The organism is Vibrio sp. 11-4(1) (assembly GCF_013048625.1).
GTDB classification, from domain to species: Bacteria; Pseudomonadota; Gammaproteobacteria; order Enterobacterales; family Vibrionaceae; genus Vibrio; species Vibrio diabolicus.
Genome location: NZ_VHSY01000009.1, coordinates 57657 through 76870, shown reverse-complemented (window position 1 = coordinate 76870; position 19214 = coordinate 57657). Strand labels below are relative to the sequence as shown.

Genomic DNA, 19214 nt, shown 5'->3' with positions numbered 1-19214 from the left:
TTATTGCACTATATAATCAGGCAATATATAGCAAATTAGTATTGTTAGTCAAAAACTTGACAGTTATTTAGGGTTAAGATTTATATGGATCGTACAGCGTTAGTGTCACTCGGTAATCAAGTCGTCGTAATAGGTTTAGATGGGGAGCTGAGAGTCCTAACAGAAGGACAACAGCCCCTACCAGGTGAAGTGGTAGTGGCAACGACAGATGCTGCACCTCTAAATTTGAACATTCAACTAACTGAAGAGCAAGGCTCAAAAGATATTTCTGATGATGTGGCACGAATTATTGGTGCTATTGAGCAAGGTCAAGACCCTTCTATAGTTGATGAAGAACTCGCGCCAGCTGCGGGTGAAAACAGTGGTTCAAGTTTACAAAATAGTGCCACGATTGCACGGGATGGCACTGAAGTACTGGCCTCAACAAATTTTGAAACTATTGGCTTGGAATCCCTCGGCTTATCTGAAACACAAGCGTTGACCTTAAATGACTTTTTCGCAACAAATATAGAAACCAGTGGAGATGGCTCAAATAAACCGCTTACTAATTCTCCAGTGACATTAAGCGCTATCGAAGAAGATAGCGATCCCATCACGATAACTACCGAAGAATTACTATCGAATGTCGATATTGACGATGCTGATACTCTTATCGTTACAAACGTCACTATTGAGAGTGGGAATGGCACTTTAATTGATAACAACGATGGATCTTGGACTTATATCTCAGAAGCTGATGATGATACTGAGGTGTCATTCTCCTATGACATCATTGATGACGATGGGGGTGTTATTAATGGCACCGCTAATTTAGATATTAAGCCTGTTAATGACGCGCCAATAGCGACTAACGATGCGATTCAAACTGACGAAGATTCCCAGGTTGTAATTGATGTGCTCGCTAACGACAGTGACATTGAAGGTGACGATTTATCCATTACTTCTGCTTCTGTATCAGAAGAGCAAGGTATCGTTGAGATTGTCGATGGTAAGCTTGTTTTCACTCCGGCTGAAAACTTCAATGGTAATGCAACTATTAGCTACACTATCTCAGATGGTGAGCTAGAGGATGAAGCTCAAGTCTCGGTAATAGTAAACTCAGTTAACGATGCGCCTATTGCCCTTAATGACGCAACAATTACAAAGGAAGATACCTCAGTAACGATTGATGTGTTGCCAAACGACACTGACATCGATGGTGATACGTTAAGCATTGAATCGGCGTCTGTGCCGAGTGACCAAGGTCAAGTCGAGATTATTGACGGCAAGCTTGTATTTACGCCAACTGAGAACTTCAATGGCGACGCTGAGATCACTTACACCGTCACCGATGGTGCGCTGACTGACGAAGCGACGGTCAAAGTTACGGTGAATGCTGTGAACGATACGCCTGTGGTTGAGAGTAGCATTGCAGACCAAACCTTGGCGGAAGATTTCACGCCATACACGATCGATCTGAATACGGCCTTCAGCGATGTGGATAACGTTGATAGCGATCTGACCTTCAGCGTTTCTGGCAACAGCAACATTCAAGTGGCGATCGTCAATGGCATTGCTACGTTCACTCCAACCGCGGACTGGAACGGCTCAGAAATCCTAACGTTTACTGCCACTGATCCAAGCGGTGAAAGCGTTAGCCAAACGGTGAACTTCACGGTTGCGCCTGTGGCGGACATCGTGGCAGACAAAGCGACGGTTGTGGAAGACACGGCGACCATCATCAAGGTCTTAGATAACGACACGTTCGAAGGCGACGACAAAGTGGTGTCGCTTGATACCAATAACGGTCCAGCTAACGGCACGGTCTCGGTCAATCCTGATGGCAGCGTAACTTACACGCCAAACGACAACTACCACGGTACAGACAGCTTCACCTACATTGTCACGTCAGGCGGGGTATCGGAATCCACCACGGTGAGCGTTGATGTGACGCCAGTGAATGATGCACCAGTGGCAAAAGATGACACGGCGATTACTGACGAAGACACGCCAGTGACGATTGATGTCCTGCCAAACGACACCGATATTGATGGCGAGAAGCTGAGTATTGAATCAGCCTCTATACCTAAAGAGCAGGGCACGGTTGAAGTGGTGGATGGAAAACTCGTCTTCACTCCGGCAGAAAACTTCAATGGTGACGCTGAAATCACCTACATCGTTACGGACGGTGAATTGACCGACGAAGCGAAGGTGACCGTTACAGTAAATCCAGTAAACGATGCACCAACTATCAAAGTTGATGCCGTAGAAAGCATCACTGAAGATGCAGTGAACACTGATACGGTAGTGGCGACGTTGGAAGTCGCTGATTCTGATACGCCAGAAGACCAATTGACCATTTCTTTAGAAAACAACTCAAACGGTTACTTTGTGTTAGTTGGCGATGAAGTCAAGCTGACTCAAGTGGGTGTTGACGCGGTTAACAACGACGAACTCAACCTTAAAGACCTGACTATCAGCGCGTCAGTGTCGGATGGTGTTAATCCAACGGTTAGCGACAGTGACAGTTTGATTGTGAATCGTGTTAACGATGCGCCGACTGTTGATAATGTCATCTCAGATCAAGTGCTATCGGAAGACTTCGCGACCTACACGATTGATTTAAACAGCGCATTTAAAGACAGTGACTCCACACTTAACTTCTCAGTGTCCAGTAACAGCAACGTGTTGGTTTCGATTGAAAACGGCATCGCGACCATTTCACCAACTGCAGACTGGAACGGTTCAGAAACCCTAACGTTTACTGCTACCGATCCAAGTGGTGAAAGCGTCAGCCAAGCGGTGAACTTTACGGTTGCACCAGTAGTCGACATCGAGGCTGACAGCACGGATGTAGTCGAAGACACGCCAACCGTCATTAACGTCTTAGGTAACGACACGTTTGACGGCGACGATAAAGTAGTGTCGCTTGATACCAATAAAGGCCCAGCCAACGGCACGGTCTCGGTCAACCCTGATGGCACCGTGACCTACATACCAGATGATAACTACGTCGGCAAGGATACGTTCACTTATGTCGTGACATCAGGCGGTGTGTCCGAATCCACTACCGTTGAAGTCAATGTGACGCCGGTCAACGACGCGCCAGTGGCAAAAGATGACACGGCGATTACTGACGAAGACACACCAGTGACGATCGATGTTCTGCCAAACGATACTGATGTGGATGGCGATAAGTTGTTGATTCAATCTGCGTCCGTACCTGAAGCACAAGGTAAAGTCGAGATTGTTGAAGGCAAACTGGTGTTCACACCGGCAGAAAACTTCAATGGTGACGCTGAAATCACCTATATCGTAACGGACGGTAAATTGACCGATGAAGCGAAGGTGACCGTTACCGTTAATCCAGTGAACGATGCGCCAACCATCAAGGTTGATGCCGTAGAAAGCATCACTGAAGACGCAGTGAGCACTGATACGGTAGTGGCGACGTTGGAAGTCGCTGATTCTGATACGCCAGAAGACCAATTAACCGTTTCTTTAGAAAACAATTCAAACGGTTACTTTGTGTTAGTTGGCGATGAAGTCAAGCTGACTCAAGCGGGTGTTGACGCGGTTAACAACGACGAACTCAACCTTAAAGATCTGACTATCAGCGCGTCAGTATCGGATGGTGTTAATCCAACGGCTAGCGACAGTGATAGTTTGGTTGTGAATCGTGTTAACGATGCACCGACTGTTGAAAATGCCATTGCAGACCAAGTGTTATCGGAAGATTTCGATGCATACACGATCGACTTGAATGAAGTATTCAAAGATACTGATTCCTCGCTAGAATTCTCAGCTTCTGGCAATAACAGCATCCAAATTTCTATTGTGAATGGTGTTGCTACCATCACTCCGACTGCGGATTGGAATGGCAAAGAGACAATTACGTTCACAGCTAAAGACCCAAGCGGTGAAAGCGTCAGTCAAACGGTGAACTTCACGGTTGCGCCTGTGGCAGACATCGTGGCAGACAGCGCGACGGTCGTGGAAGACACGCCAACCATTATTAACGTCTTAGGTAACGACACGTTTGACGGCGACGATAAAGTAGTGTCGCTTGATATCAGTAAAGGCCCAGCTAACGGTACAGTCTCGGTCAATCCTGACGGCACCGTGACCTACATACCAGATGATAACTACGTCGGCAAAGATACGTTCACTTATGTCGTGACATCAGGCGGTGTGTCTGAACCCACTACCGTTGAAGTCAATGTGACGCCAGTGAACGATGCGCCAGTGGCAAAAGATGACACCGCTACGACACAAGAAGACACCGCAGTGACGATTGATGCACTGCCAAACGACACCGACGTGGATGGCGATGTGTTAAGCATCGACTCTGCGTCTGTGCCGAAAGAGCAGGGCACGGTTGAAGTGGTTAATGGCAAATTGGTCTTCACTCCGGCAGAAAACTTCAATGGCGACGCTGAAATTACCTACATCGTAACGGATGATCAATTGACCGACGAAGCGAAAGTGGTAGTTACCGTTAACCCAGTAAACGATGCGCCAACTATCAAAGTTGATGCCGTAGAAAGCATCACTGAAGACGCAGTGAGCACTGATACGGTAGTGGCAACCTTAACGGTTCGCGATACTGACACGCCGGAAGATGAGCTTACGGTGTTGCTAGAAAACAACTCAAACGGTTACTTCGTGTTGGTTGGCAATGAAGTCAAGCTAACTCAAGCGGGTGTTGACGCGGTTAACAACGATGAACTCGACCTTAAAGACCTGACTATCAGCGCGTCAGTGTCGGATGGTGTTAATCCAACGGCTAGCGACAGTGATAGCTTGGTTGTGAATCGTGTTAATGATGCACCGATTGTTGAAAATGTCATTGCAGACCAAGTGTTATCGGAAGATTTCGCGACCTACACGATTGATTTAAACGACGCATTTAAAGACAGCGACTCCGTGCTTAGCTTCTCAGTAGCCGGTAACAGCAACGTGTTGGTTTCGATTGAAAATGGCATCGCGACCATCTCACCAACGGCAGACTGGAACGGCTCAGAAACCCTAACGTTTACTGCTACTGATCCAAGTGGTGAAAGCGTCAGCCAAACGGTGAACTTCACAGTTGCGCCAGTGGCGGACATCGTGGCAGACAAAGCGACGGTTGTGGAAGACACAGCGACCATCATCAACGTCTTAGGTAACGACACGTTCGAAGGCGACGACAAAGTGGTGTCGCTCGATACCAATAACGGTCCAGCTAACGGCACGGTCTCGGTCAACCCTGACGGCACCGTGACCTACACGCCAAACGACAACTACCACGGTACAGACAGCTTCACCTACATCGTCACCTCCGGTGGCGTCAGTGAGTCCACCACGGTGAACGTCGATGTGACACCGGTCAACGACGCGCCAGTGGCAAAAGATGACACCGCTACGACACAAGAAGACACCGCAGTGACGATTGATGTTCTGCCAAACGACGCCGACGTGGATGGCGATAAGTTGTCGATCCAATCAGCGTCCGTACCTGAAGCACAAGGCACAGTCGAGATTGCTGACGGCAAATTGGTGTTCACACCAGCTGAGAACTTCCATGGCGACGCTGAAATCACTTACACCGTGACCGATGGTTCGCTGACTGACCAAGCGACGGTCAACGTCACCGTGAATGCGGTGAACGACACGCCTGTGGTTGAAAGCAGTATCGCAGACCAAACCTTGGCGGAAGACTTTATGCCATACACCATCGATCTGAATACCGCCTTCAGTGATGTAGATAACGCTGATGGCGATCTGACCTTCAGCGTCTCTGGCAACAGCAACATTCAAGTGGCGATCGTCAATGGCATTGCCACGATCACTCCAACCGCGGACTGGAACGGCTCAGAAATCCTAACCTTTACTGCCACCGATCCAAGCGGCGAAAACGTTAGCCAAACGGTGAACTTCACGGTAGCGCCTGTGGCGGACATCGTGGCAGATAAAGCGACAGTTATGGAAGACACGCCGACCATCGTCAAGGTCTTAGGTAACGACACGTTCGAAGGCGACGATAAAGTGGTGTCGCTCGATACCAATAACGACCCAGCTAACGGTACGGTCTCGGTCAATCTTGACGGCAGCGTGACCTACACGCCGAACGACAACTACCACGGTGTGGACAGCTTCACCTACATCGTTACGTCCGGTGGGGTATCGGAGTCCACCACGGTGAACGTCGATGTGACGCCAGTGAATGATGCGCCAATGGCGAAAGATGACACGGCAACAACACAAGAAGATATCGCTGTCACGATTGATGTTCTGCCAAACGATACTGATGTGGATGGCGACAAGCTGAGTATTGAATCAGCCTCTGTTCCTAAAGAGCAGGGTACGGTTGAAGTGGTGAATGGCAAACTTGTTTTCACTCCGGCCGAGAACTTCAATGGCGACGCTGAAATCACCTACATCGTTACGGACGGTGAATTGACCGACGAAGCGAAGGTGACCGTTACAGTAAATGCGGTGAACGACACGCCTGTGGTTGAGAGTAGCATTGCAGACCAAACCTTGGCGGAAGATTTCACTCCATACACGATCGATCTGAATACGGCCTTCAGCGATGTGGATAACGTTGATGGCGAGCTGAGCTTCAGCGTTTCTGGCAACAGCAACATTCAAGTGGCGATCGTCAATGGCATTGCTACGTTCACTCCAACCGCGGACTGGAACGGCTCAGAAATCCTAACGTTTACTGCCACTGATCCAAGTGGTGAAAGCGTCAGCCAAACGGTGAACTTCACGGTTGCGCCTGTGGCAGATATCGTGGCAGACAAAGCGACGGTTGTGGAAGACACGGCGACCATCATCAAGGTCTTAGATAACGACACGTTCGAAGGCGACGATAAAGTGGTGTCGCTTGATACCAGTAAAGGCCCAGCTAACGGCGCGGTCTCGGTCAACCCTGACGGAACTGTGACCTACATACCAGATGATAACTACGTCGGCAAAGATACGTTCACTTATGTCGTGACATCAGGCGGTGTGTCTGAATCCACTACCGTTGAAGTCAATGTGACGCCGGTCAACGACGCGCCAGTGGCGAAAGATGACATCGCTACGACACAAGAAGACACCGCAGTTACTATTGATGTTCTGCCAAACGACACTGATGTGGATGACGATAAGCTGAGTATTGAATCAGCCTCTGTACCTAAAGAGCAGGGTACGGTTGAAGTGGTGGATGGAAAACTCGTTTTCACTCCTGCAGAAAACTTCAATGGCGACGCTGAAATTACCTACATCGTAACGGATGGTCAATTGACCGACGAAGCGAAAGTGGTAGTTACCGTTAACCCAGTAAACGATGCGCCAACTATCAAAGTTGATGCCGTAGAAAGCATCACTGAAGATGCAGTGAGCACTGATACGGTAGTCGCAACCTTAACGGTTCGTGATACTGATACGCCAGAAGACCAATTAACCATTTCTCTAGAAAACAACTCAAACGGCTACTTCGAGTTGGTTGGCAATGAAGTCAAGCTAACTCAAGCGGGTGTTGACGCGGTTAACAACGATGAACTCAACCTTAAAGACCTGACTATCAGCGCGTCAGTGTCGGATGGTGTTAATCCAACGGCTAGCGACAGTGATAGCTTGGTTGTGAATCGTGTTAACGATGCGCCAACAGTTGATAATGCCATTACAGATCAAGTGTTATCGGAAGATTTCGATGCATACACGATCGACTTGAATGAAGTATTCAAAGATTCCGATTCCTCGCTAGAATTCTCAGTCTCTGGCAATAACAACATCCTAATTTCTATTGTGAATGGCGTTGCCACCATCACTCCGACTGCGGATTGGAATGGCAAAGAGACAATTACGTTCACAGCTAAAGACCCAAGTGGTGAAAGCATCAGCCAAACGGTGAACTTCACGGTAGCGCCTGTGGCGGACATCGTGGCAGATAAAGCGACGGTTGTGGAAGACACAACAACCATCATTAACGTCTTAGGTAACGACACGTTCGAAGGCACTGATAAAGTGGTGTCTTTGGACGCCGATAATGGTCCTAAAAATGGCACCGTCATTGTGAATAACAACGGCACGGTGACCTACACACCAGATGACAACTACGTCGGCAAAGATACGTTCACTTATGTCGTGACATCAGGCGGTGTATCCGAATTCACTACCGTTGAAGTCAATGTGACGCCGGTCAACGACGCGCCAGTGGCGAAAGATGACGCGGCAACAACACAAGAAGATACCGCTGTCACGATTGATGTTCTGCCAAACGATACTGATGTGGATGGCGATAAGCTGAGTATTGAATCAGCCTCTGTACCTAAAGAGCAGGGTACGGTTGAAGTGGTGGATGGAAAACTCGTCTTCACACCGGCAGAAAACTTCAATGGTGACGCTGAAATCACCTATATCGTAACGGACGGTCAATTGACCGACGAAGCGAAGGTGACCGTTACAGTAAATCCAGTAAACGATGCACCAACTATCAAAGTTGATGCCGTAGAAAGCATCACTGAAGATGCAGTGAACACGGATACGGTAGTCGCAACCTTAACGGTTCGTGATACTGATACGCCAGAAGACCAATTAACCGTTTCTTTAGAAAACAACTCAAACGGTTACTTTGTGTTAGTTGGCGATGAAGTCAAGCTGACTCAAGCAGGCGTCGATGCGGTTAACAACGATGAACTTAACCTAAAAGACCTGACTATCAGCGCGTCAGTATCGGATGGTGTTAATCCAACGGCTAACGACAGTGATAGTTTGATTGTGAATCGTGTTAACGATGCGCCGACTGTTGATAATGTCATCTCAGATCAAGTTCTATCGGAAGACTTCGCGACCTACACGATTGATTTAAACAACGCATTTAAAGACAGTGACTCCACACTTAACTTCTCAGTGTCCGGTAACAGCAACGTGTTGGTTTCGATTGAAAACGGCATCGCGACCATTTCACCAACAGCAGACTGGAACGGTTCAGAAACCCTAACGTTTACTGCTACCGATCCAAGTGGTGAAATCGTCAGCCAAGCGGTGAACTTTACGGTTGCACCGGTAGCTGACATTGAGGCAGACAGCACGGATGTAGTCGAAGACACGCCAACCGTCATTAACGTCTTAGGTAACGACACGTTTGACGGCGACGATAAAGTAGTGTCGCTTGATACCAATAAAGGCCCAGCTAACGGCACGGTCTCGGTCAACCCTGATGGCACCGTGACCTACACGCCAAACGACAACTACCACGGTACAGACAGCTTTACCTACATCGTTACATCCGGTGGTGTCAGTGAGTCCACCACGGTGAACGTCGATGTGACGCCAGTCAACGATGCGCCAGTGGCAAAAGATGACGCTGCGACAACACAAGAAGATACCGCTGTCACGATTGATGTTCTGCCAAACGATACTGATGTGGATGGCGATACGCTGTCTATCCAATCAGCATCTGTGTCGAGTGACCAAGGTACAGTTGAGATTGTTGACGGCAAGTTGGTGTTCACACCGGCTGAGAACTTCCATGGCGACGCCGAAATCACTTACACCGTGACCGATGGTTCGCTGACTGACCAAGCGACGGTTAACGTCACCGTGAATGCGGTGAACGATACGCCTGTGGTTGAAAGCAACCTCGCAGACCAAACCTTGGCGGAAGATTTCACGCCATACAGCATCGATCTAAATACTGCTTTCAGCGATGTGGATAACGTTGATGGCGAGCTGAGCTTCAGCGTTTCTGGCAACAGCAACGTGTTGGTGTCGATTGAAAATGGCATCGCGACCGTTTCACCAACCGCAGACTGGAATGGCTCAGAAGCGTTAACCTTTACGGCTACCGATCCAAGCGGCGAAAGCGTCAGCCAAACGGTGAACTTCACGGTAGCGCCTGTGGCAGATATCGTGGCAGACAGCGCGATGGTTGTGGAAGACACGCCGACCATCATCAAGGTCTTAGGTAACGACACGTTCGAAGGCGACAACAAAGTGGTGTCGCTGGATACCAACAATGGCCCAGCCAACGGCACGGTCTCGGTCAACCCTGATGGCAGCGTGACTTACACGCCAAACGACAACTACCACGGTACAGACAGCTTCACCTACTTCGTCACCTCCGGTGGCGTAAGTGAGTCCACCACGGTGAACGTCGATGTGACACCGGTCAATGATGCGCCTGTGGCAAAAGATGACACGGCGGTTACTGACGAAGACACGCCAGTGACGATTGATGTCCTGCCAAACGACACCGATGTGGATGGCCATGAGCTGTCTATTCAATCGGCGTCAGTGCCGAGTGTTCAAGGTACAGTCGAAATTATTGATGGCAAACTGGTGTTCACACCGGCAGAAAACTTCAATGGCGACGCTGAAATCACCTACATCGTTACGGATGGTGAATTGACCGACGAAGCGAAGGTGACCGTTACAGTAAATCCAGTAAACGATGCACCAATTATCAAAGTTGATGCCGTAGAAAGCATCACTGAAGATGCAGTGAACACGGATACGGTAGTGGCGACGTTGGAAGTCGCTGATTCTGATACGCCAGAAGACCAATTGACCATTTCTTTAGAAAACAACTCAAACGGTTACTTTGTGTTAGTTGGCGATGAAGTCAAGCTGACTCAAGCGGGTGTTGACGCGGTTAACAACGATGAACTCAACCTTAAAGACCTGACTATCAGCGCGTCAGTGTCGGATGGTGTTAATCCAACGGTTAGCGACAGTGACAGTTTGATTGTGAATCGTGTTAATGATGCACCGATTGTTGAAAATGCCATTGCAGATCAAGTGTTATCGGAAGATTTCGCGACCTACACGATTGATTTAAACGACGCATTTAAAGACAGCGACTCCGTGCTTAGCTTCTCAGTAGCCGGTAACAGCAACGTGTTGGTTTCGATTGAAAATGGTATCGCGACCATCTCACCAACGGTAGACTGGAACGGCTCAGAAATCCTAACCTTTACGGCTACCGATCCAAGCGGCGAAAGCGTTAGCCAAACCGTGAACTTCACGGTAGCGCCTGTGGCGGACATCGTGGCAGACAAAGCGACGGTTGTGGAAGACACGCCGACAGTCATCAAGGTCTTAAGCAACGACACGTTCGAAGGCGACGACAAAGTGGTGTCGCTCGATGCCAATAACGGTCCAGCTAACGGCACGGTCTCCGTTAACCCTGACGGCAGCGTAACTTACACGCCAAACGACAACTACCACGGTACAGACAGTTTCACCTACATCGTTACGTCAGGCGGGGTATCGGAATCCACCACGGTGAATGTCGATGTGACGCCAGTGAACGATGCGCCTGTGGCGAAAGATGACATCGCTACGACACAAGAAGACACCGCAGTTACTATCGATGTTCTGACAAACGACAATGATGTGGATGGCGATAAGCTGAGTATTGAATCAGCCTCTGTACCTAAAGAGCAGGGTACGGTTGAAGTGGTGGATGGAAAACTCGTCTTCACACCGGCAGAAAACTTCAATGGTGACGCTGAAATCACCTATATCGTAACGGACGGTCAATTGACCGATGAAGCGAAGGTGACCGTTACCGTTAATCCAGTGAACGATGCGCCAACTATCAAGGTTGATGCAGTAGAAAGCATCACTGAAGACGCAGTGAGCACTGATACGGTAGTCGCAACCTTAACGGTTCACGATACTGACACGCCGGAAGATGAGCTTACGGTGTTGCTAGAAAACAACTCAAACGGTTACTTCGTGTTGGTTGGCAATGAAGTCAAGCTAACTCAAGCGGGCGTCGATGCAGTTAACAACGATGAACTTAACCTTAAAGACCTGACTATCAGCGCGTCAGTGTCGGATGGTGTTAATCCAACGGCTAGCGACAGTGATAGCTTGGTTGTGAATCGTGTTAACGATGCGCCAACAGTTGATAATGCCATTACAGATCAAGTGTTATCGGAAGATTTCGCGACCTACACGATTGATTTAAACGACGCATTTAAAGACAGCGACTCCGTGCTTAGCTTCTCAGTAGCCGGTAACAGCAACGTGTTGGTTTCGATTGAAAATGGCATCGCGACCATCTCACCAACGGCAGACTGGAACGGCTCAGAAATCCTAACGTTTACTGCTACCGATCCAAGCGGTGAAAGCGTTAGTCAAACGGTGAACTTCACGGTAGCGCCTGTGGCAGACATCGTGGAAGACAACGCGACGGTTGTGGAAGACACGGCGACCATCATCAAGGTCTTGGGTAACGACACGTTCGAAGGCAACGACAAAGTGGTGTCGCTCGATACCAATAACGGTCCAGCCAACGGCACGGTCGCGGTCAACCCTGACGGCAGCGTAACTTACACGCCAAACGATAACTATCACGGGGCAGACAGCTTCACCTACATCGTTACGTCTGGGGGCGTCAGTGAATCCACCATTGTTAAAGTTGATGTCACGCCAGTAAACGACAAACCTGACAGTGAAGACTTTACGCATGTGGCCGATGATCAGCTTACGCACGTTGTGTTTGATACCGATACGAAACCTTTAGGTGATGGCGACTCTCAGGATCATATAGCGGATATTGAAGATGACTTAAATAGCAACGATCTACATGTTCGGATTACTGAACTGCCAACATCAGGTACGTTGTTCTTTAAAGATAGTGACGGTGAGTTGCACGAAATTAAAGAAGTAAGCGATACGCTTTATGACAAAGACAGTCTTTACTATGAAGCTGATAATGTTGGTTTCTTATTAGGTATCAAGGATCGCCCAGATACTCCTAATAGCTCTGAGTCTACAACAGACTTCAACAATTGGGGGCTAAGTGAGGACGGAGGTCCTTCACATTCCCGTACTGAGCATTTAGTAAATGGTTCCTCCATCACTATATCTTCTGATAGTGATGAGCTTGCTCAATACAACCGCCAGGTGTCACATATCGGCAATGGTATTGCTGACAACGATGGGCAGGGTATTGAGAAGGGTGAAACAATTACGATCGATTTGTCTAATAACCCTGTGGGCAGCGTAAACCTTGGACTAGATGGACTAGGTGGATTGTTTGATTACGGTGATGACAACGCAGCGCTTATTACGGTTACATACTTAGATTCAAATAATGTCCAACAGACTCAAACGTTCGAGTTTTTGAAGCCTGAAGGCAACTTCATGCTATTCCAAGAAACAAGCGTTGGTTATGGGAAAGAGCTAGCTCTTCCTGAAGCTTCGGTCATTACTCAGTTAGATTTTTCTACGAAAAATGAAGGTAACTGGGAGTTACGTTATGTAGAAGGTGTTCCTGCCGAAGACAGCTTTGGATATGTGGCCGTCGACTCTGAAAGTGGCGTTAGCGATCCATCTACAGTCAATATCGTTAATGAAATGCTAGATGGTAATGTTGCTGAAAATGGGCCAAGTCTGTCTGTGGTCGGTGATAGCGTGACTGAGGGTGACAATGTCACGTTTTCGGTTGTTCTAGATGAAGTCACCAGTACTGCTGTTAAGTACCAAGTTGATATGCTTGCTCAAGGTTCTTCAGTTGATAAGAATGACGTAAATCTATCAAATGCAACCTACACAAATGGTGTTGTTTTCTTAGGTGGTTACTTGATTGTTCCTGCAGGTATAAGTAGCTTCGAAATATCGATTCCGACTATTGATGATTTGGTTGTGGAAAGCAGCGAAACGATCGTTCTTGAGATCGGCGGTGAAACGGGGACGGCAACAGTTTTTGATAATGATAGTACAGAACTTAGCGTAGTAGATGCTGGCGATGTCATTGAAGGAAATGACGCAATATTTACCGTTTTACTCTCTAACCCTGTTCAAGAGGCTGTTGTCGTCAATCTGAAGTCAACAACAAATGATAGCTATACTGCGGAAGATGTTGATCTAGGCACTATGGTAGTGACCTATGTGGATACTCATGGTCAAACTCAAGCATTAGATATAGCGCCTAATGGAGACGTTACTATACCTCCAGGTGTCGCTGAAATTAAAGTCGCAGTCCCGACCAAACTAGATAATGTCCATGAAGGTGATGAGAGCTTTGGTCTGACGGTTACGGAAATCGGTAGTGTCACCAGTAATGGTATTGCAACTGGTAACGCAAATATTGTGGATTCTGATCTTGCACCTTTAGTTAGTATTAGTGCCGATCAAAACAGCGTAAATGAAGGTGAAACGGCAGGCTTTACGCTGACACTTGATAAAGTTGCAGATGAGAGCGTTACGGTTCATGTCGAATATAGTGGCGTGGCCCAAGATGGAAAAGATTTTGTTGGCGTTCTTAGTGTTGAAGTTCCTGCGGGTCAATCTTCAGCTGCTCTTGACTTACTGACGCTCACCGATGGTATTTATGAGGGCGCAGAATCTTTCACAGTAACCATTAAAGAGGTGGATGGCGCTGATGCGAGCATTGCTTCAAATAACAGCGCAAGTGTTGTGATCGTTGATGCCCAAAGTGCACCGAAAGTGACTATTAGCTCAGATCAATCCTCAGTTGATGAAGGTAGTGATGCAAAATTTATCGTCAACATTGACCAAAAAGCAGATGAAGATGTACTGGTAACATTCACAATCGGCGGGAATGTTGATGACAAAGATTATATTGCTCCAAGTACGTACACAGTCACGATTCCAGCGGGTAAAACGTCGGCGCCGATTGATATAAAAACTCTCGATGATGGTATTTACGAAGATCTTGAAAACCTAACTGTGACTCTAATTGGTACGGTTGGTGCAGATTCGACGCTTGCAAGTGACTCGAATGAAGCAACAGTCTCTATTATAGATGCTCAGCACGCTCCAGAGTTTATTTCTGGCGGCGATAGTGCTGGTGACAAACCAAATGATGATGTTTACGACTTCGGGTCAGTTAACGAAAACACGGTGAGTGGGTCCGTTATTGGTACGGTCGTTGCTGAAGATCACGATAATGACGTGCTTGTATACCGCTTTGCAGATGGCTCGACCACTAATGGTATTTTTGATATCGACCCGACAAGCGGAGAGATTTCATTGAACAAGACAATCGATGATGTTGACTTGGGCGATTATACGCTTCAGGTTGAGGTTATCGATGGAACTGGCGGGATTGATACTGCCGAGGTCAATGTTTCTCTGGTAAATGTGAATGATGCACCTGAATCTTCGCCTTCCGCGGTTGAGATGAGTGAAGATACCCAAGTGATGCTTGATTGGTCATCATTCGGTATTAGCGATGTGGACTCTAACGTATCAGAGCTCTCCGTCCAAATCACAACGCTTCCTAGCGATGGGTCATTAGAGTATAAAGATTCGCAAGGCGATTGGCAGTCTGTCCAAATCGATCAAGTGCTTGATAAATCGCTCTTTGATGAAAACAGTGTTCGTTTTGTACCTGAATTAAATGAGTCTGGCAGTGACAGTTTCGGCGGAAATCAAGTCGGAGACCAGGAGTCTAGTTACGCTCAAATTGGCTTTAAACCAACAGATGGACAGAGTACCGGTCAAGAGTCAACACTGACAATAGACGTAAACCCTATCGCTGATAAACCGAACTTAATCGCAGTGACGCACGAGAACTCATTACCCCAACAAGAGTTTAACGTTACGACATGGAGTAATGTTCAAGTTGGTTCTAGTGATGGTATGGGGGTCAATGGAGAGACTCTAATCTCAGCGATCAACGTTCTTGATGAAGCCGATGGTACTCGATTGAGTTGGGCAAATGTAGAAGATTTAGGTACTAATGCGACCTTAGCAAATGAGGCCGTTCTCGTTACATCTCTTGTTTATCTGGAAGCTGGTTCGAGTTACGACTTTGTTGGCCAAGCAGATGATAGCCTTGCTATCAAGTTGGGTGGTACGTTACTTGATCAAGCTCGTTGGGGTAGCGACAGTGGTGATATTAAGGGTGCTAGCTTTACACCTTCGGTATCTGGCTTTTATCCAATTGAAATTTATCACCATAACCAAAGTGGTCCGGGTAACTTTAATGTGGATGTATCCATTAATGGACAAGCACCTGTCAATCTGAGCAACAGCAGTCTTTACGTAGTTAGTGATGAAAGTGCACTAGAAGCAACTGATATCAGAACGTCTGAACTACAAGAAGTTAATGGTGTTGCGTTTTACGAAACATATCAGCTGAACGAAGGGTTACAAGATACAGCGATACCGCTCTCTGAAATTAAAACAAGCTTAAATGATAAAGATGGCTCTGAATCACTTAAAGTCACGCTAACTGGCTTACCTGTAGGTGCGATCCTTTCAGATGGAAACAGTTCTATTACTGTAGCAACCATTGATGAAGAACTGGACGTGACAAGTTGGGCATTAGATACACTTACTGTGACTCCACCAGCTGGCTCCCATGATGACTTCACAATCAATTTGACGGCAACGAGTACAGAACGCGCGAATGGTGATTCAGCAGAGTCTAACTTAGCGATCAATGTTGTAGTACATGAGAACTTACCGACGGAAACGGAAAGTGATATTGGGAAGACCAACGAAGATAGTTCGCTACAGGGTAACGTATTGCGTAATGACTTTGATGACGACAACACCCTGATGGTTGATCACATTACTATTAATGGCACTGACTATGCGGTAGGTGAAAACGTATCTTTGACCAGTGGCACTTTATTAGTAAACCAAGATGGTAGTTACGTATTTGAACCTACCGAGCACTGGTCAGGTGATGTTCCATTAATTAATTACACCACAAATACTGGCGCAACAAATACGCTTGATATCAACGTTGTCGCAGTTGCAGATGCCCCTGCGATCACGATTAATGTTGGAGAGTTAGTAAAAAGAGATGCTGTTGATCCTAATCACAACTTAGCCACTTCTGCGATAGATAAAACGCCTACAGAGAATGAACTCGTCGCTGCTGATCTTGGTTTGGATGATGTCGTGCAAAAAGATCACTCATACGCCGGAGTGATGCTAGGAGACAACAACGACAGAAGTGATACCGATAGCTTATTCGTTGGGACTGATTACAATGACACCTTCTATGGTGGCGGCGGTGATGACGTATTTATTGGCGGTGGTAATAACGACTCTTTCTATGGTGATGATGCGTCCACTATTACAGATTATGATGGCCAAGATACGGTTTACTTAACTGGAAACTTCAGTGACTACAAAATGACCTTCAAAGACGATCATGGAGGTCAAGTTCCATATTGGATTTTGCTAGATAATCGTTCTATCGATTCGGTAAACGACCACACAGGTAGTGATGATCGTGGTGATCACTTATATGAAATTGAACGAATTGTTTTTGCAGACAAAGTCGTTGAATTGAAGCCCGACGGCACCTATGAAGTGCTTCAAGAGCGTTGGATTCCCGTTGATATTAACGTTGATTTGGTTGATGTCGATGGAAGTGAAAGCTTGGCGCAAACTGTTTTTGTGGAAGGTTTGCCGGATGGTGTAGAGCTGTATATCGATGGACATGCCGTTAATCAGGACGCAAACGGTAATTATCTTGTCACCCTGGATGCTAACGGTAAGGTCTCTTTAGATATCAGAGTACCGTTTGATTATGAAGGTAGTCTAGAGTTCCCACTAAGCGTTACCGCGACGTCGGTTGAAGAAGCAAATAATGATGCCGCTTCAACAACAGAGTCTGTTGAGCTTACAGCTCGTGACTATGTTCTAGAGTCGGGTTCACATGGGAACGATCAGATAACGGGCAGTGACGATCACGATATTATTGTTGGCGATGTCCAAGGGTTGGAGATCATTGCAGGTCAGGACTACAACATCGCCTTTGTTTTGGATACTTCGGGGAGTATGGGTAACTGGGTAGGAACTGCGAAGCAAGAAGTGCTAGATGTGTTTGATGAACTGTTAAGTGCTGCAAATCAGGGTGAGAAGCCTGGAACAGTGAATATTCACCTCAGTGAGTTTGCTTCAAGTGCGTCAGCAGTTATTTCCGTTGACTTGAGTTCTCCAACAGCAAGAGATGAGTTTGTAAAAGAACTGAATAGTGCTATAGGTGATGAGGGTGACGGCGGCACAAACTATGAGGCGGGTTTACAGTCAGCTGTTGAATGGTTTAGCAGTCAACCTAACCCTAATGGCCAAAATATCACGTACTTTGTTACTGATGGTCAACCAAATAGAGCAACGCATCTCTACCATTTAGCGCAGAATGAATTCTCGAAAGTGATTTTGGATGTCGATGATTCTGGCAAGCTTGTTACCCTGCAAGATATAGTTAGTAGCAATAATTATTCATACGGACAGACGGTTATCTACAAAGGTGATGTCGTTATAGATAGTTACGGTCAGGTATATTCACCGCTAACAGGCAGAACTCTAGGGGATATCGACAGATATTATGGTTCTATCCGTTACGATGATGAACGTGGCAGCTCAACACAAGCTCAACATATGTATCAAGTATTAGCAGCATTGTCTTCAGTAGAGTCGATAGGTCTTGGTAGTGGTGTTGATGAACAGACACTTAAGCAGTATGACACTGATGGTGTGGTAGAGTCAGATATCGATGTTACTATGCTTGCTGAAACGATATTGGGTCAAGATGTGCCCCTAAAACAAGGCTCAGACACTATTCAGGGTGGAGAAGGTGACGATATCTTGCTGGGTGATTTAATTGAATTTGGCGGTAATGAGCAAGGTTTGAGTGCGATTCAATCACATGTGGCACAGCAAACGGGTCAAGATGTTTCTACCATTGATGGTGAAGACATCCATGAATACGTTAAAAATAACCTAGAAGAATTCAACCAATCTCACCAAGGTGATAAGTCGGATAACTTATCTGGTGGTGCTGGCAACGATTTACTGTTTGGTCAGGGTGGCAACGACATACTCGTTGGTGGTGAAGGTGATGATATTCTGATTGGTGGTTTGGGTAATGATATCTTAACGGGAGATGAGGGCTATGACATCTTTAAGTGGAGTGAAGTGACCAACGAGGTTGATACGGTTACTGATTTCAACAAAGATGAGGATACTTTAGACTTCTCCGATCTGTTTGATGACTTATCTAAAGATGAAATTGGAGAGCTTCTTAATGATCTTCAGTCCGGTGATCATACTGGTGATGTCGGAGAGTATCACGTAGAAGTGGCACCAGATGGCGGCTCGGAAGCGAACTTGAGTATTACGAAAGGTGGCTCGACATTAGACATCCATTTTGATGGTGCAAGTGTCGATGATGTGACTCAAAGTCTGATTGCAAGTTTAGAAGCGCAATACAAAGACATGTAGCAGCCTAGCCACAGGTAAAATTGAACATCAAAAAA

General features: G+C 46.9%; 1 protein-coding gene. It reads left to right on the top strand.

All coding sequences use genetic code 11. The annotated features are described in order from the left end of the window. Positions 1 to 84 precede the first annotated feature (84 nt). Positions 85 to 19179, top strand: a complete 19095-nt coding sequence (locus FKN16_RS18600; protein WP_212756538.1) for a tandem-95 repeat protein — start codon at positions 85 to 87, stop codon at positions 19177 to 19179. Positions 19180 to 19214 lie beyond the last annotated feature (35 nt).

What these genes read in the sequence shown, in the direction of transcription:
- FKN16_RS18600 (WP_212756538.1), top strand. Translation starts at nt 85, where the DNA reads ATGGATCGTACAGCGTTAGTGTCACTCGGTAATCAAGTCGTCGTAATA.